Annotated in this window: 23 protein-coding genes and 6 tRNA genes; 10 read left to right on the forward strand and 19 right to left on the reverse strand. The window is 74.1% G+C overall.

Annotated elements, in window-relative coordinates; genetic code table 11:
- Nucleotide 1 precedes the first annotated feature (1 nt).
- Together ACIP84_RS22115 and ACIP84_RS22120 are read right to left on the reverse strand one after the other, a co-directional pair.
- Complete coding sequence (locus tag ACIP84_RS22115) at nt 2-1,321, reverse strand: hypothetical protein (protein WP_401799596.1); 1,320 nt, start codon at nt 1,319-1,321, stop codon at nt 2-4.
- The gene (locus ACIP84_RS22120) at nt 1,321-1,887 is read right to left on the reverse strand and encodes a DUF4365 domain-containing protein (protein ID WP_355961142.1); all 567 of its coding nucleotides are present in this window, start codon (nt 1,885-1,887) and stop codon (nt 1,321-1,323) included. The genes ACIP84_RS22115 and ACIP84_RS22120 overlap by 1 nt, the downstream gene beginning before the upstream one ends.
- Nucleotides 1,888-2,008: 121 nt before the next feature.
- Here ACIP84_RS22120 and ACIP84_RS22125 point away from each other — a divergent pair, with 121 nt between their 5' ends.
- Nucleotides 2,009-2,737, forward strand: coding sequence for a 3'-5' exonuclease (locus tag ACIP84_RS22125; RefSeq protein WP_355961140.1), 729 nt, complete (start codon nt 2,009-2,011; stop codon nt 2,735-2,737).
- A gap of 67 nt (nt 2,738-2,804) precedes the next feature.
- Here the strand turns inward: ACIP84_RS22125 and ACIP84_RS22130 are convergent.
- Nucleotides 2,805-2,876: transfer RNA gene (locus tag ACIP84_RS22130), tRNA-Val, on the reverse strand.
- 165 nt (nt 2,877-3,041) lie between these two features.
- On the opposite strand from ACIP84_RS22130, the gene ACIP84_RS22135 reads away from it, so the two are divergent.
- The gene (locus ACIP84_RS22135) at nt 3,042-5,585 is read left to right on the forward strand and encodes an SCO7613 C-terminal domain-containing membrane protein (protein WP_401799599.1); all 2,544 of its coding nucleotides are present in this window, start codon (nt 3,042-3,044) and stop codon (nt 5,583-5,585) included.
- Nucleotides 5,586-5,643: 58 nt separating this feature from the next.
- Here the strand turns inward: ACIP84_RS22135 and ACIP84_RS22140 are convergent.
- Together ACIP84_RS22140 and ACIP84_RS22145 are read right to left on the reverse strand one after the other, a co-directional pair.
- Nucleotides 5,644-5,718: transfer RNA gene (locus tag ACIP84_RS22140), tRNA-Val, on the reverse strand.
- A 54-nt stretch (nt 5,719-5,772) separates the two neighbouring features.
- The gene (locus ACIP84_RS22145; RefSeq protein ID WP_401799601.1) at nt 5,773-6,195 is read right to left on the reverse strand and encodes a TIGR02611 family protein; all 423 of its coding nucleotides are present in this window, start codon (nt 6,193-6,195) and stop codon (nt 5,773-5,775) included.
- Nucleotides 6,196-6,385: 190 nt separating this feature from the next.
- On the opposite strand from ACIP84_RS22145, the gene ACIP84_RS22150 reads away from it, so the two are divergent.
- Both ACIP84_RS22150 and ACIP84_RS22155 read left to right on the forward strand, forming a co-directional pair.
- On the forward strand, nt 6,386-6,799 hold the full coding sequence (locus tag ACIP84_RS22150) for an SsgA family sporulation/cell division regulator (protein WP_015032345.1): 414 nt from the start codon (nt 6,386-6,388) through the stop codon (nt 6,797-6,799).
- A 191-nt stretch (nt 6,800-6,990) separates the two neighbouring features.
- Entirely contained in the window at nt 6,991-7,548 is a 558-nt protein-coding gene (locus ACIP84_RS22155; protein WP_266964031.1) for a CGNR zinc finger domain-containing protein, read from the forward strand.
- An 83-nt stretch (nt 7,549-7,631) separates the two neighbouring features.
- Here ACIP84_RS22155 and ACIP84_RS22160 read toward each other — a convergent pair whose 3' ends face one another.
- Both ACIP84_RS22160 and ACIP84_RS22165 read right to left on the reverse strand, forming a co-directional pair.
- Entirely contained in the window at nt 7,632-7,796 is a 165-nt protein-coding gene (locus ACIP84_RS22160) for a hypothetical protein (protein ID WP_167346850.1), read from the reverse strand.
- A 122-nt stretch (nt 7,797-7,918) separates the two neighbouring features.
- The gene (locus ACIP84_RS22165; RefSeq protein ID WP_355961131.1) at nt 7,919-8,332 is read right to left on the reverse strand and encodes a hypothetical protein; all 414 of its coding nucleotides are present in this window, start codon (nt 8,330-8,332) and stop codon (nt 7,919-7,921) included.
- A gap of 173 nt (nt 8,333-8,505) precedes the next feature.
- Between ACIP84_RS22165 and ACIP84_RS22170 the strand changes: the two genes are divergently transcribed.
- Nucleotides 8,506-9,021: a DsbA family protein gene (locus tag ACIP84_RS22170; protein ID WP_401799605.1), complete on the forward strand. Its 516-nt coding sequence runs from the start codon at nt 8,506-8,508 to the stop codon at nt 9,019-9,021.
- A 77-nt stretch (nt 9,022-9,098) separates the two neighbouring features.
- Here the strand turns inward: ACIP84_RS22170 and ACIP84_RS22175 are convergent, their stop codons facing one another.
- The 3 genes from ACIP84_RS22175 to ACIP84_RS22185 are packed head-to-tail and all read right to left on the reverse strand — an operon-like array spanning nt 9,099 to nt 11,888.
- A complete protein-coding gene (locus ACIP84_RS22175; RefSeq protein ID WP_355961125.1) occupies nt 9,099-9,938 on the reverse strand; it encodes a GNAT family N-acetyltransferase in 840 nt (279 codons plus the stop codon).
- 55 nt (nt 9,939-9,993) lie between these two features.
- Nucleotides 9,994-10,824 carry an aminotransferase class IV gene (locus ACIP84_RS22180; protein WP_401799608.1) on the reverse strand — a complete coding sequence of 277 codons (831 nt, stop codon included), beginning with the start codon at nt 10,822-10,824 and terminating at the stop codon, nt 9,994-9,996.
- Entirely contained in the window at nt 10,821-11,888 is a 1,068-nt protein-coding gene (locus tag ACIP84_RS22185; RefSeq protein ID WP_401799611.1) for a chorismate-binding protein, read from the reverse strand. Before ACIP84_RS22185 ends, ACIP84_RS22180 begins: the two co-directional genes overlap by 4 nt.
- 231 nt (nt 11,889-12,119) lie before the next feature.
- Between ACIP84_RS22185 and ACIP84_RS22190 the strand changes: the two genes are divergently transcribed.
- From ACIP84_RS22190 to ACIP84_RS22205, 4 genes are all read left to right on the forward strand, one after another.
- Nucleotides 12,120-12,192: transfer RNA gene (locus tag ACIP84_RS22190), tRNA-Gly, on the forward strand.
- Between the two features lie 39 nt (nt 12,193-12,231).
- Nucleotides 12,232-12,305 (forward strand) — tRNA-Cys (locus ACIP84_RS22195).
- A gap of 1 nt (nt 12,306) precedes the next feature.
- Nucleotides 12,307-12,378, forward strand: a tRNA-Val gene (locus ACIP84_RS22200).
- A 39-nt stretch (nt 12,379-12,417) separates the two neighbouring features.
- A tRNA-Val gene (locus ACIP84_RS22205) sits at nt 12,418-12,492 on the forward strand.
- An 89-nt stretch (nt 12,493-12,581) separates the two neighbouring features.
- On the opposite strand, the gene ACIP84_RS22210 is transcribed toward ACIP84_RS22205, so the two are convergent.
- The 3 genes from ACIP84_RS22210 to ACIP84_RS22220 all read right to left on the reverse strand — a co-directional run bounded on the left by ACIP84_RS22210 (nt 12,582) and on the right by ACIP84_RS22220 (nt 14,232).
- Nucleotides 12,582-12,872, reverse strand: a complete 291-nt coding sequence (locus ACIP84_RS22210) for a zf-TFIIB domain-containing protein (protein WP_187622671.1) — start codon at nt 12,870-12,872, stop codon at nt 12,582-12,584.
- Nucleotides 12,873-12,918: 46 nt separating this feature from the next.
- Complete coding sequence (locus tag ACIP84_RS22215) at nt 12,919-13,905, reverse strand: aminoglycoside phosphotransferase family protein (protein ID WP_401799613.1); 987 nt, start codon at nt 13,903-13,905, stop codon at nt 12,919-12,921.
- 159 nt (nt 13,906-14,064) lie between these two features.
- Nucleotides 14,065-14,232, reverse strand: a complete 168-nt coding sequence (locus tag ACIP84_RS22220) for a hypothetical protein (RefSeq protein WP_187622673.1) — start codon at nt 14,230-14,232, stop codon at nt 14,065-14,067.
- Nucleotides 14,233-14,744: 512 nt separating this feature from the next.
- Between ACIP84_RS22220 and ACIP84_RS22225 the strand changes: the two genes are divergently transcribed.
- Nucleotides 14,745-15,959 (forward strand): serine/threonine-protein kinase, encoded by a 1,215-nt coding sequence (locus ACIP84_RS22225; protein WP_355961111.1) that lies wholly within the window; start codon nt 14,745-14,747, stop codon nt 15,957-15,959.
- A 52-nt stretch (nt 15,960-16,011) separates the two neighbouring features.
- On the opposite strand, the gene ACIP84_RS22230 is transcribed toward ACIP84_RS22225, so the two are convergent.
- The 6 genes from ACIP84_RS22230 to ACIP84_RS22255 all read right to left on the reverse strand — a co-directional run bounded on the left by ACIP84_RS22230 (nt 16,012) and on the right by ACIP84_RS22255 (nt 25,211).
- Nucleotides 16,012-16,830: an RNA methyltransferase gene (locus ACIP84_RS22230; protein WP_187622675.1), complete on the reverse strand. Its 819-nt coding sequence runs from the start codon at nt 16,828-16,830 to the stop codon at nt 16,012-16,014.
- Nucleotides 16,831-16,903: 73 nt separating this feature from the next.
- On the reverse strand, nt 16,904-18,157 hold the full coding sequence (gene cobA, locus ACIP84_RS22235; RefSeq protein ID WP_401799616.1) for a uroporphyrinogen-III C-methyltransferase: 1,254 nt from the start codon (nt 18,155-18,157) through the stop codon (nt 16,904-16,906).
- 288 nt (nt 18,158-18,445) lie between these two features.
- The gene (cobT, locus tag ACIP84_RS22240) at nt 18,446-21,895 is read right to left on the reverse strand and encodes a nicotinate-nucleotide--dimethylbenzimidazole phosphoribosyltransferase (RefSeq protein ID WP_401799617.1); all 3,450 of its coding nucleotides are present in this window, start codon (nt 21,893-21,895) and stop codon (nt 18,446-18,448) included.
- Between the two features lie 327 nt (nt 21,896-22,222).
- Nucleotides 22,223-23,455: a precorrin-6y C5,15-methyltransferase (decarboxylating) subunit CbiE gene (gene cbiE / locus ACIP84_RS22245; RefSeq protein WP_401799620.1), complete on the reverse strand. Its 1,233-nt coding sequence runs from the start codon at nt 23,453-23,455 to the stop codon at nt 22,223-22,225.
- A 66-nt stretch (nt 23,456-23,521) separates the two neighbouring features.
- The gene (locus ACIP84_RS22250; RefSeq protein WP_401799622.1) at nt 23,522-24,157 is read right to left on the reverse strand and encodes a GNAT family N-acetyltransferase; all 636 of its coding nucleotides are present in this window, start codon (nt 24,155-24,157) and stop codon (nt 23,522-23,524) included.
- A 196-nt stretch (nt 24,158-24,353) separates the two neighbouring features.
- Entirely contained in the window at nt 24,354-25,211 is an 858-nt protein-coding gene (locus ACIP84_RS22255) for a MetQ/NlpA family ABC transporter substrate-binding protein (RefSeq protein WP_355961096.1), read from the reverse strand.
- Between the last annotated feature and the right edge of the window lie 54 nt (nt 25,212-25,265).

A 25,265-nucleotide genomic window follows, 5' to 3' on the forward strand; every position in this document is an offset into this window, starting at 1 on the left:
CTCACCCCTCGTCCGGTCCGCACGCCTCCTCGAAGAAGTCGAGGTTCTCCTGGAGGGACTTCATCAACCGGTCCCGTTCCGTCTCGTCGACCTGGACGGGGACGACCCCGGAGGCGTCCGTGAGGCGACGGAAGCCGCCCCGGCTCTCCAGCCGGCCCACCACCCGGATCGGAAGCCCGACGAGATGGGCGTGCCCGGCGGTGCGGTACGCCTCCTCGTCCAGGCTGACCCGGACGTGCGGGACCTCCGCCCCGCCGAGCACCCGGAGCCGTACGGTGCCCTCGCCGCGCGGCCCGGAGCGGCGCATGCGGACGACGGCGCCGGTCAGCCGGACCGGTACGGAGGGCTCGTCGGTCAGGTAGCGGGCACTGGCCTCGCGCAGCGCGGGCAGGTCGCCTGGCGAGAACTCGACCGGTTCGGGCCGGGCTGCGCAGCCCTCGGGCGCCCCGGCGGACGGGGCCCACTCCAGGGCGATCCTGGCTCCCTCGGTGCCCCGCACCAAGGCCACGAGCGCCTCGGTGAGTTCGCGGCTGACGCCCGCCTCGACGGCCGCGTCGAAGGCCTCCATGCCGCCGGTGGCCCGCTGGTAGTCGGTGGCCTCACGGGCCGCGTGGAGGGCGTGGTAGAGCCGGACGGCGATGGGGCGGCCCGGTGCGACGGGCAGGAAGGCGGTGAGCCCGCGGCCACCGGGCGCCGCGCCGACGACGACGGTCTCCAGGGAGGCCTGGGCGGGGCGCCGGTGCCGGGCCCCGTAGTAGCCGGCCCTGCCCCGTACGGCGAGGGCGCCGGCGAGGAGGAGCTGGCGGGCGGCGGACCTGAGCTGTTCCTGCACGGTCCAGGGGACGGTGCCGGCCGGGCCCGGGGGCACGTCGCGCCACCAGCGGATCTCGTCGCTGGGCACGGCGAGGCCGGTGAGGACCTCGCGGGCGGAGGGCGTGGCGCTGCGGGCGAGGGCGGTGAGCGCCTCGCCGAGCAGGTCCTCGCAGTCCGGGAAGGCGCGGCTCTCCGGCACGAGCAGGCTGGTGCCGGTGCCGCTGCCGGGCGGGGTCCAGCGGCTGTAGCGCCCGGCCGCCCCGCCCCGCCGCCGCCATCCGTGGCGGGCCAGCAGGGCGCCGAGGACGCGCGGGTCGACCCTGCCGGGGTCGGGTGTGCCCTGGGTATCGGCCCAGGGGCCGGTGGGCGGGGCCGGGACCCCGGTCCAGGGCCCGGGGGTGTCCCCGGGCGCCGGATGGGGGCGGTAAGGCGGAGGAACGGAGACGGGGCCGTGTCCGGCCCCGCTCCCCTCGTCCCCGAACCCCGGGTCGTCGATCGGTCGGTGCATCAAGGTCTCCCTCCCACGCCGACCCGGGTCATGATCTCGCAGAGCGCCCGGTCGTCGAAGATCCGTGCCGTCGGTACGCGCACGGTGGTCCGGCGCTGTCCCGTGACCGGGTGTCCGGCCAGGTTGATCCAGTAGCAGCAGTGCCGCAGGTCGAGCCGGTCGTGGCTCGCTCTCAGCCAATCCTCAGGTGACCTCGGGACGAGCATCACGACGAGGATCTTGTGCACGGACACCGGGGTCCTGGCGAGCTTCACCAGGTGGTCGTTGTCGAGGGTGAACGAGAAGGTCTTCCCGGGCGGGCGCGGCGGTATCTGGTAGGTGCACTTGAGCTGCACCTTGATGGTCACCTCGTCGTCGACCGTGTGGCCGGGCGAGCCGTGGCTCACGTGCCAGTCGATGCCGTTGTCCGGAAAGGGCTGGGACAGCGAGCAGCCGGCCGCGGCGGCGACGGCGTGCAGGTATCCCACCTGGAGGGTCTCCATGCAGGCGGTGGTGGCGAGTGAGCCGCGCGTCGGTGCCAGCCGCTGGGGCGGCAGCCCTCCCGACTCGGGCTGGGCGAGCGCCATGTCGTCTTCCTTCCCCGTCCCTTGTGTTGTGACCGGTCCGCGTACGGCGCAAACAGTCCGGGTATCACCGTTTCGGGGCAGGGGGTTGGCCATCTGCCGCACGTGTGCAGGGAGTTCAGGGATGACGATGCACTGGTACGAAGGGCCCCTGGCCGCTTTCGACACGGAGACCACAGGAGTTGACGTCGAGGGCGACCGGATCGTGTCCGCCGCCCTCGTCGTACAGGACACGGTCGGGGCGCGGCCGCGGGTGACGCGGTGGCTGGTCAATCCGGGCATACCGGTGCCCGAGGGGGCCACCGCCGTGCACGGACTGACGGACGATCACCTCCAGCGGTACGGCCGCTGGCCGGCTCCCGTGATGGAGGAGCTGGCGCGCGCGCTGGCCGAGCAGAGTGCGGCGGGGCGCCCGCTGGTGGTGATGAACGCGCCGTTCGATCTGACGATCCTCGACCGCGAGCTGCGCAGGCACCGGGCGTCCACGCTCGGCGACTATCTGGGAGGCACCCCGCTGGTCGTCCTCGACCCTCGGGTCCTGGACAAGCATCTGGACCGCTACCGGAAGGGCCGCCGGACGCTCACGGACCTGTGCGCGCACTACGAGGTGGAGCTGGCGGGCGCGCACGACGCGGCGGCGGACGCGACGGCGGCGCTCGACGTCGTACGGGCGGTGGCACGGCGTTTCTCGTCGCGTCTCGAGCGGCTGACGCCGGCGGAGCTGCACACGCTGCAGGCGGTGTGGCACGCGGCGCAGGCGCGGGGCCTCCAGGCGTGGTTCACCCGGCAGGGGACGCCGGAGACCGTGGACCCGTCGTGGCCCCTGCGGCCGGAGCTGGGCACGGCGGCCTGAACGGGGCCCGGCGGCCCGGCACATGACAGAGGCCGGTCCGTCTTTCGACGGACCGGCCTCTACCCGGTGGGCGATACTGGGATCGAACCAGTGACCCCTTCGGTGTGAACGAAGTGCTCTCCCGCTGAGCTAATCGCCCGGGAACGGGTTGAACCATACAGGCCCCCAAGCCCTTCGTTCAAACCACGCCGGCACCGGCACCGGTCCCCGCCCCCACCGGGGGGAGGTACTCAGACGCGTGGGAGCCGGAAGATGAGTATCCGGACGCATTCCCGCCCGGTGTGGCGGGGGCCACACTCCCGGCATGGACAACTCCCTGCCGCCCGCGGACGAGCTCGTGCTCGTCGACCGTGAGCTGGCCCGACTCGACGCACGCCGGTCCCAGTTGCTGGCCCGGCGGGCGTGGCTCCTCCGGGCGCTGTACGCCCCGGCGTCCTCGACGGCACCCGGCCCGTTCCCTTCGGCGCCCGGCGCCCGTCCGACGGGTCCCGGCGCCCGCCCGCCGGTGGCGGACTCGACGCCGCGGAGCGCGCAGAACGTGCTGCTGACGCTCGGCGGCACGCTGCTCACGATCGCGGCCATCGCGTTCACGCTGGTGAGCTGGGGGTCGATGGGCATCGGCGGCCGTTCGGTCGTGCTGTTCGCGGTCACCTCGGCCGCGCTGGCGGCGCCGGTGGCGCTGCTGCGCCGGAGCCTGGTGTCGACGGCCGAGTCGGTCGCGGCGCTGGGTCTGGTCCTGATGGTGCTCGACGCGTACGCGCTGCACCGGGTGGCGCTCCCGGAGACGGACGGCCTCGAGTACACGGCGGTGGCCGCCGCGGTCCTCGCGGGCGCGTGGACGGCGTACGGCTCGGGCCTGTCCCGGCTGCGGATCCCGCTGCCGGTGGCGGTGGCCGCGGGGCAGCTGCCGCTGCCGCTCGGTGTGCTGGCGGTCGGGGGCGGCCCGACGGCCTTCGCGTGGGCGGCGCTCGTCACGGCCGTGGCGGACGGCGCGGTGATCCTGTGGACCCGCCCGGCGGCGGTCCGGATCACGGCGGCCGTCGGTGCGACGGCCCTGGGCGGCTGGGCGCTCCTGACGGGCGGCTGGCTCTCGCTCACCTCGCCGTGGAGCGGCGCCCCGCTGCTCCTGGCGGCCGCGGCGCCGACCCTGTACGTGGCCCGGCGCCTGCCCGCCCTCGCGGTGGCGGCCTCGTCGGTCGCCGGCCTGGCGGCGGTCGCGGCGGCGGGCGGCCTGCTCCGCCCGGCCGTCCCGACGGACTGGACCGTGCCGGTGTACGTCCTGTGCGGCCTGGCACTGGCATCGGTGGGGCGTCCGAGCCGGGCCGGGGACGGGGCCGGCGAGGCGACAGGGCGGCGGCTGCCGGGCGGGATGCGCCTCGGGCTCGCCGGCGCGGGCGCAGGAGTCGCGGCGCTCGGGGTCGTCTGGGCGCTGCCGCCGGTGGCGGTCGGTCTCCTCGGGCCGATGGCCCGGACGACGGAGGTGTGGTCCGGCGAGCACCCCGTGCGGGCGCTGACCTCGTACCCGGGGACGGCCGTCCTCGTCCTGGCGGTGGCCGCCGGCGTCCTCGCGGCCGTCCCCCGGCTGTGGGCCCGGTGCGGCGCCCTCGCCCTGGTCTGGGCGCTGCTCACGGCGTTGCCGGTCTCCCCCGGTCTGCCGTACGCGGCGACACTGGCCCTGCAGCTCCTGACGACCGCGGCGGCGCTCGCGTGCGCCGTCCGCCCCGGTCCGCTGACGCGCGGTCTGCGCCGCCCGGAACCGGCCGTAGGCCCCGGCACGCCGAAGCCCGAGCCCGCCACCGGCGTCCCCGCCGCTCCCTCCGCCTCCGGTGCCCCCTGGGGCGCCTGGGCGCCTTCCCGGCCCCGTCCTGAGGCTCCCGCCGCGGAGCCCGGGACCGTCCTGGGGTGGCTCGCGTTCGCCGGCGGGCTGGTGTCCGCGCCGAGCGCGGTCGCGCTCGCCCTGGACGTGCGGGCGGCCACGTTCACGGCGCTCGGGGCGCTGCTCGTGCTCCTGGTGGGCGTGGCGGTGCTCGGGGCGGGCGCGCGCCGGGTGGTCGCCGCCTGCGCCGCGGTGCTCACCGCGACCGGGCTCGTGGTCGCGGTGGCCGCCGCCCGCGGGTTCGAGGACCACTGGACGGCGCTCGCCCTGCTGCTCGTCCCGGCGGCGACGGCCGCCGTCGGCGCCAAGGCCCGCCCGGTGGCCCTGCCGGTCGAGATCACCGGTGCGGTCGTGGCGCTTCCGGCGTTCGCGCTCGCCGCGTCCCGGCCCGCGTTCCTCGCGCTCGCCCTGGCGCTCGCCGGGGTGATCGCGGCGGCGACGGCCGTGCGCCCCGAGCGGCGGCGGTTCGCCTCGTGGACGGCGGCGGTGCTGTTCGTGCTGGCCACCTGGGTGCGGCTGGCGGTGTGGGAGGTGGCGACCCCGGAGGCGTACACCCTGCCGGTGACCGTGCCGGCCCTCGTCGTCGGCTTCCTGCGGCGGCGCCGGGACCGGGAGGCCTCGTCCTGGACGGCGTACGGACCGGGTCTCGCGGCGACGCTGGCGCCGAGTCTCGTCGCGGCCTGGACGGACCCGGAGTGGCCGCGGCCGCTGGCCCTCGGGGTCGCCGCCCTCGTCGTGACCCTGCTCGGCGCGCGGTTCCGGCTGCAGGCGCTCCTGGTCCTCGGCGGCTCGGCCCTCGCCCTGGACGGGCTGCACGAGCTGGCGCCGTACGTGGTGCAGGCGGTGGGCGCGCTGCCGCGCTGGCTGCCGCCGGCCCTGGCCGGGCTCCTGCTGCTCGCGGTGGGCGCCACGTACGAGCAGCGGCTGCGGGACGCCCGGCGGCTCCGGGACCGGGTCGCGCGGATGCGGTGACGGACCGGGGTACGCCGAAGGCCCGAGACGATGTTCCGTCTCGGGCCTTCGGACCGGGTGGTGGGCGATACTGGGTTCGAACCAGTGACCCCTTCGGTGTGAACGAAGTGCTCTCCCACTGAGCTAATCGCCCCGGTGCACCGCAAACATTACCGCATGTCAGCGGGGCTCCCGAACCATCCCGGGGTCACTCGTCGATCTTCCACGGCATGACGAAGCCGAACTTCCACAGGTAGACGCCGAGCAGGGCGGCGATGATCACCAGGCCGACGGTGGTGAGGATGATGTTCCTGCGGCGGACCTTGGGGTCGAGCGCGCGCTGTGCGGCCTCCGTGACCTTGCGCTTGGTCCAGCGGAGCACCAGCTGCGCCCAGACGAACTCGGTCGCCCAGATCGCCATGCCGCCGAAGATGACCAGCCAGCCGGGCCCCGGGAGCGGCAGCATGACCACGCCCGCGCCGACCACGGCGAGTCCCACGATGAAGACGCCGACCTGCCAGCTCAGATGGAGGCCTCGTCGGGACTTGATGAACTCCGGTGCACGGGATCCCAGTTCGGCTTCCTGGCCGTCTGCGGACTCCCCGATGCGCTCGTCACTCTCCGCATTCATGGTTCCCAACTTACCGGACGCGGAGCCCTCGCCGGAATGGCGGTATTACCGCAGGTCACACGCCCCCGAACGAGCTACCTGAACGATCACAAAACCGACAGAGGGGTTTACAACGGCACCTGAGGTGGCATGTCGATTTCGCCGACGTGCGAATCCCCGAGCGCACACTGAGCGAAAGGCCCTGGCGCTTATGAACACCACGGTCAGCTGCGAGCTGCACCTGCGCCTCGTTGTGTCGAGCGAGTCCTCACTGCCTGTACCCGCGGGCCTGCGGTATGACACGGCCGATCCGTATGCCGTGCACGCCACCTTCCACACCGGAGCCGAGGAGACGGTCGAGTGGGTCTTCGCCCGCGACCTTCTCGCCGAGGGGCTGCACCGGCCCACCGGCACGGGCGACGTCCGCGTCTGGCCGTCCCGGAGTCACGGTCAGGGAGTCGTCTGCATCGCGTTGAGCTCCCCCGAGGGAGAAGCCCTGCTCGAGGCCCCGGCGAGGGCCCTGGAGTCGTTCCTGAAGCGGACCGACGCCGCCGTGCCACCGGGCACCGAGCACCGGCACTTCGATCTCGATACGGAGCTCTCCCACATCCTGGCCGACAGCTGAGCCAGGCCGAGAGCCGCACGGCGCCGTCCGACTCGGGGCGACGGCGCCGCGCGGGCAGCCACATAGGCACGACACCGGCGCTCCCCACCGCGCAGCCGGCGCGGTGGAGGGCGCCGTTGTCCTTTTCCCGGTCGCGCTAAAGTCAGCGCCATTCCGCGGGCGCCCGCCCGCAGCCGGCCAGGGAGCGAATCGTGCTGATCCCCCACGACACCCGGATCGCCCTCGACACAGTCGTCGATCTGATGAACACCGCGCCGCAGGGCGACCGGGCCGACGAGCTCGCGGACATCCAGGGGCTGCGGACCTTCGTACACGCCCACAAGATCAGCGACGTGGGCGACCTCGGTGCGGCCGATCTGCGGGCCGTGCGCGAGGTGCGCGAGAAGTTCGCGGCGGTGTTCTCGGCGCCCGAGGCCCGGATCGCGGCCCCGCTGATCAACCAGCTGGTGGCGGGCGCGGGGACCACGCCCCAGCTCACCGACCACGACGGCTACGACTGGCACGTGCACTACTTCGCGCCGGGCGCCTCGGTGGCCGACCACCTCGCGGCCGACTGCGGCATGGCGCTGGCGTTCATCGTGGTGGCGGGCGAGCAGGAGCGGCTGCGGCGCTGCGAGGCGCCGGACTGCGGCCGGGCCTTCGTCGACCTCTCCCGCAATCGCTCGCGCCGCTACTGCGACAGCCGTACCTGCGGCAACCGTCTGCACGTGGCCGCCTACCGGGCGCGCCGCAAGGAGGCCGCGGGCTGAGGCGTCGGCCGGAGTCGGGACCGGGGCCGGCGCCCGGCCCGCCGCCGAGGCCCGGTCCTCGACCGCGACCGGGCCCGGGGCCGTCACAGGACGAAGAGATCGTGCACGGCGGCCATGAGCAGCAGACAGCCGATCACCCCGAGAAAGATCATCAGCGGGGGCTGGGAGAGCGCGAACAGACAGCCGCGCGGCTCTTCGGCAGGGGCATCGGGGGCGGCGGGGACGGTCTCCCGCGAGGTATCCAGCATCTCGGGGGGATGATCGCGCACGCGGGACCCCCGAAATCCCGCAACACGCCCCACAGCAGAGGCAGTTCACCCCTTCCCGTGGATCGCCGGACGATCACGGGAACGGGAACGGCCAGAAGCGGTCAGATTCCGTGCTTCTTCAGAATCGCCTCGATGTCGCTGAAGTCCTCTCCGGCCGGCGCGCCGGTCTGCGGCTTCGCCGTCACGGCACGCGAGGGCGACGACGCCGCCGGGGCCACGGCACCCGGCTCCGCCCCTCCGGTGGCCTCCCTGCGTCCGCCCCGGCGCCGCTCCACGGCCCGGGTGGACATGAAGAGCAGCCAGGCGGCGCCCAGGACACCGAAGCCGGCCCAGGCGACCGGGCTGAACGCCGTGTCCACGAGCCATTCGACGGCGCCCGTCATCACCAGGCCGACCGGGACCAGGGAGTAGGCCGCGATCCGGGCCGCGGACAGGAATCGCTTCCGGTACGCCGTGATCGCGGCGATGCCCAGGCCCGCCGCGGACACCGCGGAGCAAATGGTCTCGGCGAGCATGCGGGCCTCCAGGTCCGGGGTGATACGTCCCTTCCATCCTGCACCGGTGAGGCCCCCCGCGGCCATGTCCCGGGCCCGGTCTCAGGGAGATCTCCGGGTCGCCCCCACCCGGATCTCCTCCCCAGGTCCCGGTCGGGAGACACCCCTCCTCCCTGGTGAGGGAGACTGCTGTCATGAGTGACTCCACCACCGCACCCGCCTCCCCCGTCGTGCTCGAGGCGTGGTTCGACCTCCAGTGCCCCGACTGCTTCCAGGCCCTCGACGACGTCCGCGCGCTCCGCGAGAAGTACGGCGACCGGCTCGACGTACAGCTGCGGCACTTCCCGCTCGCGAAGCACAAGCACGCGTACGCCGCCGCGCAGGCCGCCGAGGAGGCCTTCGAGCAGGGCAAGGGCTGGGCGTACGCGGAGGCGCTGCTCGCCAGGACCGCCGAGCTGGGCGAGCGGGGCGAGCCGGTGCTCATGCAGGTGGCCACCGAACTCGGCCTGGACGCCGAGGAGTTCGACACCGCGCTGATCGACGGCCGACACCTCCTGACCGTCGACGCGGACGAGGCCGAGGGCAAGGCGATCAAGGTCACCGGCACCCCGACCTATGTCGTCGACGGGCTGCGGCTGGACGGCGGCCAGAGCCAGGAGGGCCTGCGCGAGCGCATCGAGGAGATCACCGACCGCCTCCTGGCGGGCTGAGGGCCCGGCGCCCGGGGGGTGCCCCACCGCGCGACGCCCGGGGTACGACGGCCCCCCTCGGAGTGCGACGGCCTCCCCTACAGCAGCTCCTTCGCGCTGTTGACGTGGGTCGTGCGGTAGCCCAGCGACTCGTAGAGCCGGATCGCCGGGGTGTTGCCCGCGAAGACGTGCAGTCCGAGCAGGGTCTCCCCGGCCTCCCGCGCGACCCGCTCGGCGAGCAGCATCAGCGCCCGCCCGTAACCGTGGCCGCGGTGCGCCTCGTCGACCTCGATGTCGTACACGAAGGCCGCCCAGCGGCCCGGCTCCAGCTCGATCCGGCCGGTCCACAGGAAGCCGGCGGGCCGGCCGTCCCGGACGACCACGTGGATCGCGACCCCGGGGGTGGCGAGGCCCTCCGGAAGGTACTTCGCGTGGCTGCTCTCGGCCTTGGCGCGGGCCTGCTCCTCGGGCACGCCGCGGTCGATCCAGCTCCGCGCGAAGCCCTCCTTGGCCCGCGCCTCCCACGCCGCGTACTCAGCCCCGGTCATCGGCCGCACCTCGACACCCTCCGGCAGGGCCGGCGGCTCGGCGGGCAGTTCCTTGACCATGTTCCGGCTGCGCTCGGTGTAGCCGAGCGAGCGGGCCATCCGCAGCGCGGGTCCGGCGTCGGCGGGCACGGAGATCTGGACCTCGACGCAGCCCCAGCCCCGCAGCACCTCCTCCGATGCCAGCGCCGCGACCGTGCCACGACCCCGCCCCCGGTCCGGCTCGTGGACCCCGAGGCGGCTGATCACGCCGGAGGCGGCACCGAAGCCGGGGTCGGTGGAGAGGTGCACGGAACCGACGCGGCGGCTGTTCACGCACACGTCGTAGGTACGGGAACGGCCGCCGTCGGGCGTCTGCTGAAGCGGCTCGGCCGGCCGCAGGGTGGTGGTCATCAGTCGTGTTCTACCCACCCGGAGGCCGTCCGTCATCAGGTTTTGCGCGAGGCCGCTACGCGAGGCGCGGATCCCGGTCCCGCGCGGCGTGCTCGTCGAAGATCCGCATGGCCTTGGCGGTGACCGGGCCGGGCGCGGGCGACAGTTCGCGTCCGTCGACCCGGTGCACGGCCTGGACGTCGCGGAGCGTCGAGGTCAGGAAGATCTCGTCGGCGCTCTCCAGGACGTCCAGCGGCAGATCGGTCTCCTGCGCACCGGTCCACTCGACGGTCAGGGCCCGGGTGATGCCCGCGAGGCAGCCGGAGGAGACGGGCGGGGTGAGGATCCGGCCGTCGACCACGACGAAGACGTTGGAGCCGGTGCCCTCGCAGAGCTGCCCCACCGTGTTGGCGAAGAGCGCCTCGGAGCCGCCCTGCTCGCGCGCCCTGGCGAGGGCGACCACGTTCTCGGCGTACGAGGTGGTCTTGAGTCCGGTGAGGGCACCGCGCTCGTTGCGCGTCCAGGGCACGGTGATCACCGCGGTGGAGTCGGCGCGACGGCCGGTCTCCCCCAGGCCGACGACCAGGCTGGTCCCCGCGTCGCCCCGCTCCGAGCCGAGCGGCGAGAGGCCACCGGTGTACGTGATGCGCAGCCGGCCGAGCTCCATCGGGTTCGCCTCCAGGACGGCGGCGCAGGCGCGGCGGACCTCGTCGAGGTCCGGGTCGGGCAGGCCGAGGCCGCGGGCGGAGCGGGTGAGGCGCTCCAGGTGGAGGGTGAGGGCGAAGGTCTCGCCGCGTACCGCCTTGACCGTCTCGAAGATGCCGTCGCCGACGGTCAGTCCGTGGTCCAGTACGGAGACCAGGGCGGTCTCCGCGTCGTGCAGCCCGCCGTTGACCCAGATTTTCATCGAGAAGTGGCCTTTCCGCTCGCCTCAAGGGCGCCTGACTCGTAGGCGCCCGACGCTATCGCGACCAGCCGGGACGCCTTCAGCTCGGTCTCCTCCCACTCGCGCTCCGGGTCCGAGCCCCAGGTGATCCCGGCGCCGGTGCCGAAGCGGAGCACGCCCTCGGGGCGGTCGATCCAGAAGGTCCTTATCCCGACGGCCAGCTCCGCCGTGCCCGCGTCGGCGTCGACCCAGCCGATGCCTCCGCAGTACGGGCCGCGGGGGGCGGTCTCCAGGGACTCGATGATCCGCAGCGCGCTGGACTTGGGCGCGCCGGTCACGGAGCCGGGCGGGAAGGCGGCGTCGAGCAGCTCGGGCCAGCCGGCGTCCGCGCGCAGCAGGCCGGTGACCGTGGAGACGAGGTGGACGAGGCCGGGGTGCTCCTCGATCGCGCAAAGGGCGGGGACGGCGACGGAGCCGGTCTCGCTGACGCGCCCCAGGTCGTTGCGGACCAGGTCGACGATCATCACGTTCTCCGCGTGGTCCTTGGGGAGGAGGTCCGCGGCGGTGCGTCCGGTCCCCTTGATGGGACCGGAGGAGATCAGCGTCCCCTCTCTGCGGAGGAAGAGCTCGGGTGAGGCGGTGGCGATCTCCACCCCGTGCGCGGGCAGCCGGATCGTTCCGGCGTAGGGGGCGGGGTTGCCCCGGGCGAGGAGGGCGGTGAGGGCGTCGACGTCGGCGGCGGCCGGATCCGGCAGCGGCGCGGTCAGCACCCGGCAGAGGTTCGCCTGGTAGACCTCGCCGCGCGCGATGTGCTCGCGTACGCGCCGGACGCCCGCGGTGTACGCGGTGCGGTCGAGGGAGGACGTCCAGTCACCGGCGGCGGGGCCGCGCCAGCCGCCGGGGACGGGCGCGGGGACGGGGTCGGGCCGCACGTCGCCGAAGCGGGCGCAGGTCAGACGTCCCTCGAAGTCCGCGCAGACGGCCCAGAAGCCGGCGGAGTCCAGGGCTTCGGGGTCGTGGGTGACGTCCCGGAGGTCGGTCGCGAGGAGGCCGCCGAAGCGGGCCAGCGGAGCAAGGTCGTACACGCATCGAGTCTAGGTCCGCCGGAGGAGGGACACCGGGCACCGGCGACGGGGGCTCCCCGCCACCTCGGGAGCACGGCGAGTGAACGGGGCACGAACCCTCCGGGTCTCCCTGCCGGGCACCTGGATCGGCGCGCAGGTCAGCACGCTGCGGAAACGCGTTTTTGTGCTGGCCCAGGAATCCGCTAGAGTTCAACACGTCGCCGGGACGCGCAAGCGAAACGGAAACGACAAGCGGACGTGGCTCAGTTGGTAGAGCATCACCTTGCCAAGGTGAGGGTCGCGAGTTCGAATCTCGTCGTCCGCTCGATGTGGGGGATCTTCCCGAACCCCTGTATTCACTCCTGGTGGAGTGGCCGAGAGGCGAGGCAACGGCCTGCAAAGCCGTCTACACGGGTTCAAATCCCGTCTCCACCTCCAAGCGCGATTAGCTCAGCGGGAGAGCGCTTCCCTGACACGGAAGAGGTCACTGGTTCAATCCCAGTATCGCGCACGCAGAACAACCGAAGATCCGGTCCGTACGGACCGTCCCGCGCGATTAGCTCAGCGGGAGAGCGCTTCCCTGACACGGAAGAGGTCACTGGTTCAATCCCAGTATCGCGCACCACCGAAGAGCCCCCGGCCGCATCTCGCGGCCGGGGGCTTCTTCATGCGCGGAAGGCTCCTCGTGCACCGGGAGACCCGGTGCACACCCCGTCAGGAGGAGAAGAGCATCCGGCCGAAACCGCGCTGACGGTAGTGGCCGCCGCCGTGGTGGCCGCCGTGGTGCGGGGCGCCCCAGGCGGGGGCGGCGGGCTGCGCGGCCGGGTAGGCCTGCGGGGCCGGCGGGGCGGGCGGAGCCTGCTGGACCCACTGGGACTCCAGGCGGGTCAGGGACTCCAGCTCGCCGTAGTCCAGGAATATCCCGCGGCAGCCGCTGCACTGCTCGATCTGGACGCCGTTGCGGTTGTACGTGTGCATGGCCGCATGGCACTTGGGACACTGCATGGTCGGCTCAACTCCCTGACGTCGCCGTACGAATGGTGCCTTCACCTTACGTGGACGCCGTGACGGCCGAATCGGTTCGGTGCCCGGCGATACGGGCGCAGGTGTCGATCATCACGTCCTCGACCTCGTCGAGCGGCCGGCCCTCGGCCGTCGACTTGGCGACCGCGAGCGCCGCCGTCTGGACCGTCAGGGCACGGGCGGGCACGTCGAGTCGGACCCACGGATCCGCGCCCACGGCCGGGCCGCCCGCTCCCTGGTACGCCCCGAGGAAACGGGACCAGATCTCCGGGGGCAGGATGCCGGCCGCGAACCAGGCCGCGGGGCGGGCCAGATCCCACGCGGGGTCGCCGAGACCGGCGTCGTCCACGTCGATGAGCCGCCAGGGAGCGCGGGGCGGGGGCGGCGTGCCGGGAGACTCCGCGGGCCCCGCGTCTCGGACCAGTTGGCCGAGGTGGAAGTCGCCGTGGCAGAGGAGGCGGGGGCCGTCCGACGCCACGTGGCCGGGGACCGCCCGCCAGGCGGCCAGGACGGTCGCGGCGGCCGGGTGGTCCGGTGCCGTCCGGCGCATCCGGTCCACGGCGAGGGCCGCCTTGGCGGGAGCCCTCATCTCGGGAAGCCGGGCGGCCGCATCCGCGGGAGGCGGGGTGCGGTGGAGCCGGGCGAGGAGCGTCGCGGCCTCCTCCCAGGGGGCGGCGTCGGGGTCCGCCGGGTCGACGGGCGAGCCGTACGGCCACACGCTGACCGGCCGGCCGTCGAGCTCCCCGGGCGTGGACGTCGTGAGCGGCGGGAGGAAGACCTCACGGACGTCCGGGTGGGCGGCGAGCGCGATCCGCGCCCGGTGCGCCTCGGGGTCGGTGCCGTGGGCGTGCGCCTTCGCGACCAGCCGCCCGTGCCGTACGACGGTCCCGTCGTCCCGGTCCGCCAGCCCCCCGACGAGTTCGCCCGCACAGCGGCAGGGCGTGCCGGGGCGGTGGGCGGCGGCGTGCGCGTACGCGGCGAGGCCGTCGAGGACGGGCCGGTCGGGGAGGTCCACGGGGGCGAGCGTACGGGGCCGTACGGGACGGGAACGCGCGAGGGCCGGTCAGCTCCCCAGCTGACCGGCCCCACGCTGCCGTCCGCCGCACCCCCGTCCCCACGGGGTTGATGGCCGGATGTCCCGACCCGGGCCGCTCTCCCGGGTCCGGGGCGCTGTTCAGCGCCCCAGCATCACGCCCACGGACGACGCCTGTGTGACCACTGCGTCCCAGCCGCCGAAGACGACCACGAGCAGGGCCGCGAGAGGGAGGACCATGGCGGTGGCCACCAGCGGGTGACGCCGGCTCGAAGGCTGGGTGCTCGTCCGCGATGCCGTGAAGGCCATGGTTCCTCTCCTGTCGTGTCTGGCGCGGCGGGTGCTTGACCTCGGGGGACGAGTGCTGCACCCGCCGCTTGACATCAACATTAGGGAGCCGGGAGCGTCCGGACGTCATGCCCGCGTACCGACTTGCGGGCCTCCCGGAGGATGACGCCCGGTCGTACGGCGTACTCCCCTGGGTGGAGACGGGGGTGCGGAAGCCGGGGTCTTCCCTGAGGGGTCCCGGTCGGGGCGGTGGCGGGGCGGCCGGGGCGTGACTTCGCTCACTTCCCGGGGCGTCGCGCGAACCCCCTGGTCGGAGGGGGTCGGGAGTGCCTTCCGGGGCATTCGGAGTCCGCCCTCGACAGAGCGTCAACTGGGTTGGCGGGACAAGGGGTTGGGGTGGCCACCGGAGGCGCGCGTTCCTGCCGCGTACCCCTCAGCACTGACAATCGATCCAGGCGCGAGGGCGCGGCCTATGAGCGCGTGCGGGCGCCACTACGTAAGCTGTGCCACGTCGAACGGACGAGGGGACGGACATGGCGATGATGCGGCTCCGGCGCGAGGATCCGCGGATCGTCGGGTCGTTCCGGCTCCACCGCAGGCTGGGGGCCGGCGGGATGGGCGTCGTGTACCTGGGTTCCGACCGGCGCGGCCAGCGGGTGGCGCTCAAGGTGATCCGGCCCGATCTCGCCGAGGACCAGGAGTTCCGGTCCCGGTTCGCCCGTGAGGTCTCGGCCGCCCGGCGGATCCGCGGCGGCTGTACGGCCCGGCTCGTCGCCGCCGACCTGGAGGCCGAGCGCCCCTGGTTCGCCACCCAGTACGTGCCCGGCCCCTCGCTGCACGACCGGGTCGCCGAGGAGGGCTCCCTGCGCGCCGCCGACGTGGCCTCGATCGGGGCCGCGCTCTCGGAGGGACTCGTCGCCGTCCACGAGGCCGGTGTCGTGCACCGGGACCTCAAGCCCTCGAACATCCTGCTCTCCCCCAAGGGCCCCCGGATCATCGACTTCGGCATCGCCTGGGCCACCGGGGCCAGCACCCTGACCCACGTGGGCACGGCCGTCGGCTCCCCCGGCTTCCTCGCCCCCGAACAGGTCCGCGGCGCGGCCGTCACCCCCGCCACCGACGTGTTCTCGCTCGGTGCCACGCTGGCGTACGCGGCGATGTCCGACTCGCCCTTCGGGCACGGCAGTTCCGAGGTCATGCTCTACCGGGTCGTGCACGAGGAGCCGCAGCTGCACGGCGTCCCGGACGCGCTGGCGCCGCTCATCCGGGCCTGCCTCGCGAAGGACCCCGAGGACCGTCCCAGCACCCTTCAGCTGTCGATGCGGCTCAAGGAGATCGCGGCGCGCGAGGCGCAGGGGCTGCCGGTCTCACGGCCGCCCGTGCAGCGGGACCGCGTGGAGGAGCGCAACACCCTGCGGCCGACCGAGCGCTACACCGAGCGGGACGTGCCCGGTCGTGGACCGGAGCGCGGTACGGAGCGAGGCGGCGAGCGGGGGACGGAGCGCGGCGCCGATCGTGGCACCGAGCGTGGTGCGGAGCGCGGCGGGCGTGGGCCGGGGCCGTCGTCCCGGCCCTCCGCCGGGCCCCGGACCGGTGGCCGACCCGCGACCCGGCCGGGTGCGCGGTCGACGTCCACGGGCCGCCGGCCCGCCAACCCTCGGCTGCTGCGGCAGCGGCTCTTCGTCTTCGTGGTGGTGACGCTGGTGGTGGCCCTGGGCATCGCCGCCGCCCAGGCCCTTCAGGGGTAGATCCCAGCCCAGGCCCGGGCCCAGGCCTGGGCTTCGGGGGGCGAGCCGTCTTTCAGGACTCCGGGCGGCCCGTCGCCACCGCGTAGAACGCCACCGCGGCCGCCGCGCCCACGTTCAGCGAGTCGACCCCGTGGGCCATCGGGATGCGGACCCACTCGTCCGCCGCCCGCAGCGCCTGCGTGGACAGACCGTCGCCCTCCGCGCCCAGCATCAGGGCCACCCGCTCCATGCGGTGCGGGGCGGCCTCGTCGATCGACATCGCCTTCTCCGCCGGCGTCAGCGCCAGCAGCTTGAAGCCCGCCTCCCGTACCGCCTCCAGGCCACGCGGCCACGTGTCGAGCCGGGCGTACGGCACGGAGAACACCGCGCCCATCGACACCTTCACGGAACGCCGGTACAGCGGATCCGCGCAGTCCGGCGACAGCAGCACCGCGTCCATGCCGAGCGCCGCGGCGCTGCGGAAGATCGCGCCGATGTTGGTGTGGTCGTTCACCGACTCCATCACCACCACCCGGCGGGCGCCGACCAGCAACTCGGCGGCGTCCGGGAGCGGCTTGCGCTGCATCGAGGCGAGAGCGCCCCGGTGCACGTGGTAGCCGGTGACGCGCTCCGCGAGGTCCGGCTGGATCGCGTACACCGGCGCGGGGACCTCGTCGATGACGTCCCGCATCACATCGACCCACTTGGCGGAGAGCAGCATCGACCGCATCTCGTAGCCCGCCTGCCGGGCCCTGCGGATGACCTTCTCGCCCTCCGCGATGAACAGGCCCTCGGCCGGTTCCCTTCTGCGGCGGAGTTCGACATCGGTCAGACCGGTGTAGTCGCGCAGGCGCGGGTCGTCGGGGTCGTCGATCGTGATGAGTTCGGCCACGAGGTGATACTGCCTTGTCCGGGGTGTGGTGCCAATGTGTGTGCGGCTGGGCGTCGCCCGCTCGGGGGCGGTCCTACATGACCAGGCGGTCCGGACCTTCCGTCACGACCTCGCCGATCACGATGACCGCCGGCGGGCGCACCTCCTGCGTCCGCACCGTCTCCGCCACCGTCGCCAGCGTCGCGTCCACCCGGCGCTGCGAGGCCGTCGTGCCCTCCTGGACCAGGGCGAGCGGAGTCTCCGGGGCCTTGCCGTGCGCGATGAGCGCCTCGGCGATCTTCCCGATCTTGTCCACGCCCATCAGGATCACCAGGGTGCCGGTGAGCTTGGCGAGCGACGCCCAGTCGACGAGGGAGCGCGGGTCCTCCGGGGCCACGTGCCCGCTGACCACCGTGAACTCGTGCGCCACGCCCCGGTGCGTCACCGGGATGCCGGCCGCGCCCGGGACCGAGATCGAGCTGGAGATGCCCGGCACCACCGTGCAGGCGATGCCCTCGACGGCGAGCGCCTGCGCCTCCTCCATGCCCCGGCCGAAGACGAACGGGTCGCCGCCCTTCAGCCGGACGACGGACTTGCCCGCCTTCGCGTGCTCGATCAGCGCGTTGTTGATGGCCTCCTGGGCCATGAACCGGCCGTACGGGATCTTCGCCGCGTCGATCACCTCGACGTGCGGGGGCAGTTCGTCCAGCAGGTCGCGGGGGCCCAGACGGTCGGCGATGACCACGTCCGCCTCGGCGAGCAGCCGGCGGCCGCGCACCGTGATCAGGTCCGGGTCGCCGGGGCCGCCGCCGACCAGTGCCACGAAGGGGGTGCGTGCGCGGTGCTGCGGGGCCGCGATCGAACCGTCCCGCAGGCCCTCGACGATCGCGTCGCGCACGGCCGCCGAGCGGCGCGGGTCGTGGCCGGTGAGCACCGCGACGGTCACGCCCTCGCTGCGGCCCGTCGCCGGGGTCCAGGCGGTGGCCGCTTCGGCGTCGTCGGAGCGCACGCACCAGGTCCTGGTGCGCTCGGCCTCCGCGGAGGCGGCGGCGTTCGAGGCCGGGTCGGTGGTGGCGACCAGGGCGTACCAGGCGTCGGCGAGGTCGCCGTCCTCGTACCGCCGCCTGGTCCAGGTGATCTCGCCGGCCTCGGCCATCGCCTCGACCGAGGGGGTCGCGGACGGGGAGATCAGCGTGATGTCGGCGCCCGCGGCGATCAGGGCGGGAAGCCGGCGCTGGGCGACCTGTCCGCCGCCGAGGACGACTACGCGGCGGCCGGCCAGGCGCAGGCCCACGGGGTAGGCGGGGTGCGTCGTCGGCTGGGCGGTGTGGTCGGCGTGCTCGGCCATGGGTGAGCGGCTCCTCGGAGGGCGGGTGCTGGCCGCTGCTGCGATGAAGCGGCTGGTGGGGCGGCGGCGGGGCGCCTGGTGACCACGATATCGGTGTGGTGGTGCCGTCACGCTGTGACGGATCTCCCGGGGGGCTCGGCCGGGTCTGCCCGTTCAGCCTCGGGGGGCTCCCGGTGGTGCCGATCCCGGGGGCTCCGCCTCCCCTGGAGGGCTGCCCGTCCGTGCCTTCGCCCGGTGCTTCCCCGCGCGTCCCCCACTCCGGTCGTCGGTGGGGGACGCGCCTCGGGGCTACTTCTCGGTGACGCCCGCCGAGTCGAACGTGGCCACCTCGTGCATCGCGCGGGCCGCGCTCTGCACCAGCGGGAGGGCGAGCAGCGCGCCCGTGCCCTCGCCGAGACGGAGGTCCAGGTCGACCAGGGGGCGCAGACCCAGCTTGTTGAGCGCGGCCACGTGGCCCGGCTCGGCGCTGCGGTGTCCGGCGATGCAGGCCGCGAGCGACTCCGGGGCGATCGCGCGGGCCACCAGGGCCGCCGCGCCGGTGGACACTCCGTCGAGGATCACCGGGGTACGCAGGGAGGCCGCGCCCAGGATCAGCCCGACGAGGGCCGCGTGCTCCAGGCCGCCGACCGCCGAGAGGACGCCGATCGGGTCCGCCGGGTCCGGCTTGTGCAGGTCCAGGGAGCGACGGACGACGTCCACCTTGCGGGCGTGCGTCTCGTCGTTGATGCCCGTGCCCCGGCCGGTGACCTCCGTCGGGTCGACGCCCGTGTAGACCGAGATCAGGGCGGCGGACGCGGTGGTGTTCGCGATCCCCATCTCGCCCGTGAGAAGCGCCTTGTTGCCGGCTGCGACCAGGTCGCGGGCCGTTTCGATGCCCACCTCGATCGCCGCCAGTACCTCGTCGCGGGTCATCGCGGGGCCCGCGGTGAAGTCGGCGGTGCCGGGGCGGACCTTGCGGGGCAGGAGACCGGGGGTGGCCGGGAGTTCGGAGGCCACGCCCACGTCGATGACGCAGACCTCCGCGCCCACCTGGTTGGCGAAGGCGTTGCAGACCGCTCCCCCGCCGAGGAAGTTGGCCACCATCTGGCCGGTGACCTCCTGCGGCCAGGGAGTCACGCCCTGGGCGTGGACGCCGTGGTCGCCCGCGAAGATCGCGACGGCCGCCGGTTCCGGGATCGGCGGCGGGCACACCCGGGACAGTCCCGAGAGCTGCGCCGCGATGATCTCCAGCATGCCGAGCGCGCCGGCCGGCTTGGTCATCCGCTTCTGGCGCTCCCACGCCTCACCGAGCGCCTTCGCGTCCAGCGGGCGGATGTTGGCGACGGTCTCCTGGAGGAGGTCGTGCGGCTCCTCGCCGGGCAGCGCGCGGCGGCCGTACGTCTCCTCGTGGACGACCCAGGCCAGCGGGCGGCGCTTGGACCAGCCCGCCTGCATCAGCTCGGGCTCCTCGGGGAACTCGTCGACGTAGCCCACGCAGAGGTACGCGACCACTTCGAGGTGCTCGGGGAGGCCCAGGGTGCGGACCATCTCGCGCTCGTCGAAGAAGCTGACCCAGCCGACGCCGAGGCCTTCGGCCCGGGCGGCGAGCCAGAGGTTCTCGACGGCGAGCGCCGAGGAGTACGGGGCCATCTGCGGCTGCGTGTAGCGGCCGAGGGTGTGGCGGCCGCCGCGGGTCGGGTCGGCCGTCACGACGATGTTGACCGGGGTGTCGAGGATGGCCTCGATCTTCAGTTCCTTGAACTGCTTCGCCCGGGCCTTCGGCAGCGACTTGGCGTAGGCCTCGCGCTGCCGCTGGGCCAGCTCGTGCATCGTCTGCCGGGTCTCGGCGGAGCGGATGACGACGAAGTCCCAGGGCTGCGAGTGGCCGACGCTGGGCGCCGTGTGGGCCGCCTCCAGGACGCGGAGCAGCACCTCGTGCGGGATCGGGTCGGAGCGGAAGCCGTTGCGGATGTCGCGGCGCTCGCGCATGACCCGGAGGACGGCCTCGCGCTCGGCGTCGTCGTAGCCGGGGGCCGGGGCCGACTCGGCTTCCTCTTCCGCGACGGGGGCCGGCTCGGGCTGCTCCTCGGGGGCGGCCTCCCCGGCCTCCACGAGCGCCTCGGGGGCGACGGGCAGCTCGGCCTCGACCGGCTCCTCGACCGGCTCCTCGGCCTGCGGGGCCGCGACCGGCTCCTCGGCCTGCGGGGCCTCGGCTTCGGGCGCCACCTCGGTCACGGTCTCCGGGGCCGGCTCGGGCAGGGCCTCGGGGGTCTCCTCCGGTACGAAGGGGATCTCCTCGGCGACCGCCTCGACGGGGGCCTCCTCGGGGAGCTGCTCCTGCATGGGCCGCTCCTCCGCGAGCTGCTCGGCCACGGGCTCCTCGGCCACGGGCTGCGCCGCCGGCACGGCGACCGGCTCGGCCGGGGCCTCGGCGGCGGCTTCCGCGACGGGCTCCGGCTGCTCCTCGGGTTCCGGGGCCTGCTCGGCCTCGGGTGCGGCCACGGGCTCCTCGGCCGGTACGGGCTCGGGGGCCTCCCCGGTCGGCTCGCCCTCGCGCGGGGCGGGGACGACGGCGTGGACCTCGGGCGTCTCGGCCGGGGTCTCCGGTGCGGTCTCCTCGACGGCCACCGGGGCCTCGGGCTCCGACGGCTCCTCCGGCGCGGGGGTCGGCTCCGGCGCCGGGACCGGGGCCAGGTGGGGGGTGGTCGGGACGTTGCCCTCGACCTGGACGAACTGACCGCTCTGCGGGACGACCGTTTCTGCGGGGAGCTCGGGGGCCTGCGGGGCCTCGGGCTCCTGCGGCTGGGCGGCCCACGGCTCGGCGCCCTGCGGCGCGAGCTGCTGGTCCTGCGCGATCTCGAAGTACTCGGGGCCGCTGGTCGGCGGGCCCGGGTTCCGTACGGGCATCGGCGCGGGGGCGGTGGCCACGAGGGGCTCGGGCGCGGGGACCGGCGCGGGCTGCGGGGCCGGTGCGGGCGCGGCGGCGGGGCCGCGGTCGGCGAGCGAGAGCACGACGCCGCCGGCCTCGGGCACGGGCGGGCCCATGTGCAGCGGGCGGCGGGCCGGCTGCGGGGCCGGGGCCGGCGGGGGCACGCGGACTCCGCTCAGGTCGACGGAGCCGGAGTCGCGGCCGGCGGCCTCGTGCGCGCCGGTGTCGAGGATGCCGGGCTCGTAGCCGTGCTGGGTGGGCGCCTGCTCCTGCGGCGCCACGGGGACGCCGTGCGCGGGGGTGCCGGTCGGCTGGTCAAGCGGGACGCCGTGCGCGGGGGTGCCGGTGAACTGGTCCACGGGCACGCCGTGGGCCGGGGTCCCTGCGAGCGGGACGCCGTGGTCCGTGGGGACGCCGTGCGCCGGGGTGCCCAGGGGGACGCCCTGCGGCGGGGTCTGGTGCTGCGGGGCCGTGAGGACGTCGGCGAGGGCGACGGAGTCCAGCGGGGCCGTGAGCGGGTCCGGCAGCGGGTCGGTGAGCGGGTCACCGGTCACCGCCGGCGCCTCGGGGGCCACCGGGTGCACACCCTGGTTCGGGACCACGGCTGCCGCCGGCGGCGGCACGGCGACCGGCGGCGCGGGCGCGACGCCCGGCGGGTGCTCGCTCCAGGCGCCCTGGGCGCCCGGCATCAGCAGCAGGTCGTCGTCCTCGGTGGTGTGCTCGGAGGGGTCCAGGAAGGTGTACGCGCCCGGTGCGGGGATGCCCGGCTGCTCGACCATGCCTGCGTTCTCCGGCAGCCCCTCGCCCGGGACCTGGCCGGTGTCCGTCATGCGTACCCCTCGCCCATCGCTTGTGCTCCTTCAGACCTGCGCCCGTCGACAAGAACGAGCGCGCGCGCCGCGCGGCACGAAGGACACGCGGACATCCATCACATTGTCGCGGCCGCGGGCCCTCGTGGCAGGGAGATTCGCCACGGTGCGCTGTGGACTGCGCCACGTCGCGCGGTCCCCCCTTGTCGCGTACCACGTCAGCGGCGCAATACGGCCACTCGTTCAGGACATTGACGAACAAAGCGCCGAACATCCGGATGCGGTACAACAATCGGCCAGCCTACCTGGCCCGGCAGGCGCCATGGTCACGGGTGGGGGGTGCCCGGGCTAGCCGTGGGGGGTGTCGGTCCTGCGGCCGGAGAGCAGGAAGACGACCGAACGCTCGCGTTCCGACCAGTCGTGCGGGTCGAGTCCGACGGTCTGGAGGAGCAGGCTCTCGACGCTGTAACCGCCGTCGGCGAGGGCGGCGCCGATCGCTTCGGCCTCGTCCCGGGTGGAGGCGTGGGCGACGATGCGTTCCGGCCGTCGGTCGGTGCAGGCGGTGACGACGGCGACCCCGCCGCCCGCGACGCGGACGACGTCCGGTTCGGGCAGGCTCTCCAGGACGTGCGGGGCCCGGCCTCGCACGGTCTGGAGGCGTACGCCGTGGCGGCGGGCGGCCTGCTCGGTGCGGGCACAGGCCGCCGGGTCGAGGTCCACGGCGATGACGGCGGCGCCGAAGCGGGCGGCCTCGACCGAGAAGGCGCCGCCCGCGCAGCCGATGTCCCAGACGAGGTCGCCGGTGCGGGGCCCGAGGCGGGCGAGCTGGGCGGCGCGCAGGGAGGAGTCCTCGCCCGCCCGGGTCCGGCCGCCGTGCCCGGCGGGGTCGTACTCCTCCGGGGGCAGGCCCCAGCCGCGGACCGGGGGCGCCGCCGGGTCCTGGCCCATCAGCCAGGGGGCGGCGGGGGGCCCGCCGGCGGTGCCGCCGATGACGAGGACGACGTTCGGGTCGCGCCAGCTGTGGTCGGCGGCCTTGTCGGAGGTGAGGACGGAGACCTGCTCGCGCTCGGTGCCGAGCTCCTCGCAGACGACGAAGGTGCGGTGGACGCCGTCGAGGAGCAGGGCGAGTTCGGCGGGTCCCGCGCCGGGCGAGGTGAGGACGGCGACCTTGGGGTGGGCGCGGCAGACGTTGACGGCGCGGCGCAGCGTGCGCTGCTGGGCGACGACGATCCGGGCGTCCTCCCAGGGCATCCCCGCGCGGGCGAACGCGGCGGCGACGGAGGACACGGCGGGGACGACCTCGACCTCGAGACCGTGTTCGGGGGCGCGCAGGGTGCGGACGACACCGAAGAAGCCGGGGTCTCCGTCGGCGAGGACGACGGCGGTGCCGCGGTGGCCGGCGATGCGGCGGGCGGCGAGGTCGACGCTGCCGAGGCGGACGCGTTCGGCACCGGGCGGGACCTCGGGCAGGGCCAGGTGGTGGGCGGCGCCCGCCACCAGGGTGGCGGCGGAGAGCGCGGACCGGGCCGCCGCGGTGAGGGGCGAGCCGTCCCAGCCGATCACCGTGACGCGGTCGGCCATTCGTCGTCTCCTGGTGTCGTCGCAGGTCGGGGGCGTGCCGAGCGTACCCCGGGTGGGGCTCGGGGCTCAGCTCCAGTCGGTGTACGAGGAGTACCCGGCCTCGGCCATCTGGTCGGCGACGTCGTCGAGGTCCTCGGGGAGGAGGCCCCAGACGATGAAGTCGGTGCGCAGTTCGGTCCAGCTGCCGTCCTCGGTGCGGGTGCGGGCTATGCAGGCGTTGCGGAGGACGCCTTCGCTGATGCAGCCGATCTTCTGGGCGACCTGCTGGGAGGCGGTGTTGTCGGCGGCGGTGCGCAGTTCGAGGCGCTCGAACTTCTGGTCGCCGAAGAGCCACTGGGCGGTGGCGAGGGCGGCTTCGGAGGCGTACCCCTCGCCGCGGGCCCAGGGGGCGACGATGTAGGAGAGTTCGGTCGAGCGGACCCGCCAGTTGGTCTTGCCCAGCTGGATGATGCCGACGAGGCGCTGGGTGAGGAACTCGGTGACGGCGAGGTCGATGCCCCGGCCCGCGGCGCGTTCGGCGGGCGCGTACTCGGTGATCCAGCGGCGGGCCGCCGCCTCGGTGTAGGGCTGGGGCACCGCGGTCCAGGCGCCGACGAGTTCGTCGTTCATCATCTCGGCGAGGGCGGGGGCGTCCCCTTCCTCCAGCGCGCGCAGCACCAACCGGTCCGTGTTGATGGAGATGTCCGGAAAGGTGGTAGTCATGCGCAGCTCCATGCCGTGGACCGTCCGAATCGACCGTGAACGCACAGCATGCAGCATGCGGGCGCCGGTGCGCATGGCCGGGTCGGTGTCGGGTGGGGGGTGTGGCGAAGGCCCCGCGCACCGGACGGGGTGCGGGGGCCTTCTCCTCAAGGACTGTACGGGGGAACCGGTCTGACGGTCCCTCGGACTCCGGAGCCTACTTGGCGGCGCCGAAGGCCGGGATGACCGAGCCCTTGTAGGTGTCCTCGATGTACTTCTTCACCTCGGGCGAGTTGAGGAGCTCGGCGAGCTTCTGCACGCGGGCGTCCTTCTCGTTGCCCTCCTTGACGGCGAGGAAGTTGGCGTACGGGTTGCCGTCCGCCTTCTCCAGGGCGATGGCGTCCTTGGCCGGCGCGAGCTTGGCCTCGATGGCGTAGTTGCCGTTGATGACGGCGGCGTCGACGTCGTTCAGGGCGCGGGGCACGGTGGCGGCCTCCAGCTCCTTGAACTCCAGGCCCTTCTTGTCGGTGATGTCGGAGAGCTTGGCGTTGGTGCCGACACCCGGCTTGACGGTGATCAGGCCGTTCTCGGCGAGCAGCTGGAGCGCGCGGCCGCCGTTGGTGGTGTCGTTGGGGACGGCGATGGTCTGGCCCGCCTTGATGTCCTTCACCGACTTGATGTTCTTGGAGTAGAGGCCCAGCGGCTCCAGGTGGACGTTGACCACCGGGACGATGGTGGTCTTGTTCTTCTTGTTGAAGTCGTCGAGGTACGGCTTGTGCTGGAAGAAGTTGGCGTCGACCTGGCCGGACTGGGTGGCGGTGTTCGGCAGGACGTAGTCCGTGAACTCCTTCACCTCCAGCTTCAGGCCGGCCTTCTCCGCCAGGTTGTCCTTGACGTAGTTGAGGATGTCGGCGTGCGGCGTCGGGGACGCGGCGACGACGAGCGCCTTGGAGGTGTCGCCGGAGCCGGCCGAGTCCTTGGACCCGGGGTCCGAGGAGGTGCCGCAGGCGCTGAGGCCGAGGGCGAGGGCGGCGGTGGCGGCGATACCGGCGGTGAGCTTGATGTTCTTACGCACGAAGAGTGCCTCTTTCCGGTGGTGCGGTGGTCGCCTGGACAACAAGTCCGGGCT

Origin of the sequence: Streptomyces sp. NPDC088707 (genome assembly GCF_044752725.1) — a bacterium.
Taxonomy (GTDB): Bacteria; Actinomycetota; Actinomycetes; order Streptomycetales; family Streptomycetaceae; genus Streptomyces.

Bases quoted from the DNA above. Each gene is read 5' to 3' on its own strand.
- ACIP84_RS22135 (WP_401799599.1), top strand. From the start codon at position 3,042: ATGGACAACTCCCTGCCGCCCGCGGACGAGCTCGTGCTCGTCGACCGT.
- ACIP84_RS22165 (WP_355961131.1), bottom strand. From the start codon at position 8,332: ATGCTCGCCGAGACCATTTGCTCCGCGGTGTCCGCGGCGGGCCTGGGC.
- ACIP84_RS22115 (WP_401799596.1), bottom strand. From the start codon at position 1,321: ATGCACCGACCGATCGACGACCCGGGGTTCGGGGACGAGGGGAGCGGG.
- ACIP84_RS22220 (WP_187622673.1), bottom strand. From the start codon at position 14,232: ATGGCCTTCACGGCATCGCGGACGAGCACCCAGCCTTCGAGCCGGCGT.
- cobT (WP_401799617.1), bottom strand. From the start codon at position 21,895: ATGACGGACACCGGCCAGGTCCCGGGCGAGGGGCTGCCGGAGAACGCA.
- ACIP84_RS22125 (WP_355961140.1), top strand. From the start codon at position 2,009: ATGACGATGCACTGGTACGAAGGGCCCCTGGCCGCTTTCGACACGGAG.
- ACIP84_RS22170 (WP_401799605.1), top strand. From the start codon at position 8,506: ATGAGTGACTCCACCACCGCACCCGCCTCCCCCGTCGTGCTCGAGGCG.
- ACIP84_RS22145 (WP_401799601.1), bottom strand. From the start codon at position 6,195: ATGAATGCGGAGAGTGACGAGCGCATCGGGGAGTCCGCAGACGGCCAG.
- ACIP84_RS22250 (WP_401799622.1), bottom strand. From the start codon at position 24,157: ATGACTACCACCTTTCCGGACATCTCCATCAACACGGACCGGTTGGTG.
- ACIP84_RS22150 (WP_015032345.1), top strand. From the start codon at position 6,386: ATGAACACCACGGTCAGCTGCGAGCTGCACCTGCGCCTCGTTGTGTCG.
- cbiE (WP_401799620.1), bottom strand. From the start codon at position 23,455: ATGGCCGACCGCGTCACGGTGATCGGCTGGGACGGCTCGCCCCTCACC.
- ACIP84_RS22210 (WP_187622671.1), bottom strand. From the start codon at position 12,872: ATGCAGTGTCCCAAGTGCCATGCGGCCATGCACACGTACAACCGCAAC.
- ACIP84_RS22160 (WP_167346850.1), bottom strand. From the start codon at position 7,796: ATGCTGGATACCTCGCGGGAGACCGTCCCCGCCGCCCCCGATGCCCCT.
- ACIP84_RS22225 (WP_355961111.1), top strand. From the start codon at position 14,745: ATGGCGATGATGCGGCTCCGGCGCGAGGATCCGCGGATCGTCGGGTCG.
- cobA (WP_401799616.1), bottom strand. From the start codon at position 18,157: ATGGCCGAGCACGCCGACCACACCGCCCAGCCGACGACGCACCCCGCC.
- ACIP84_RS22180 (WP_401799608.1), bottom strand. From the start codon at position 10,824: ATGAAAATCTGGGTCAACGGCGGGCTGCACGACGCGGAGACCGCCCTG.
- ACIP84_RS22175 (WP_355961125.1), bottom strand. From the start codon at position 9,938: ATGACCACCACCCTGCGGCCGGCCGAGCCGCTTCAGCAGACGCCCGAC.
- ACIP84_RS22120 (WP_355961142.1), bottom strand. From the start codon at position 1,887: ATGGCGCTCGCCCAGCCCGAGTCGGGAGGGCTGCCGCCCCAGCGGCTG.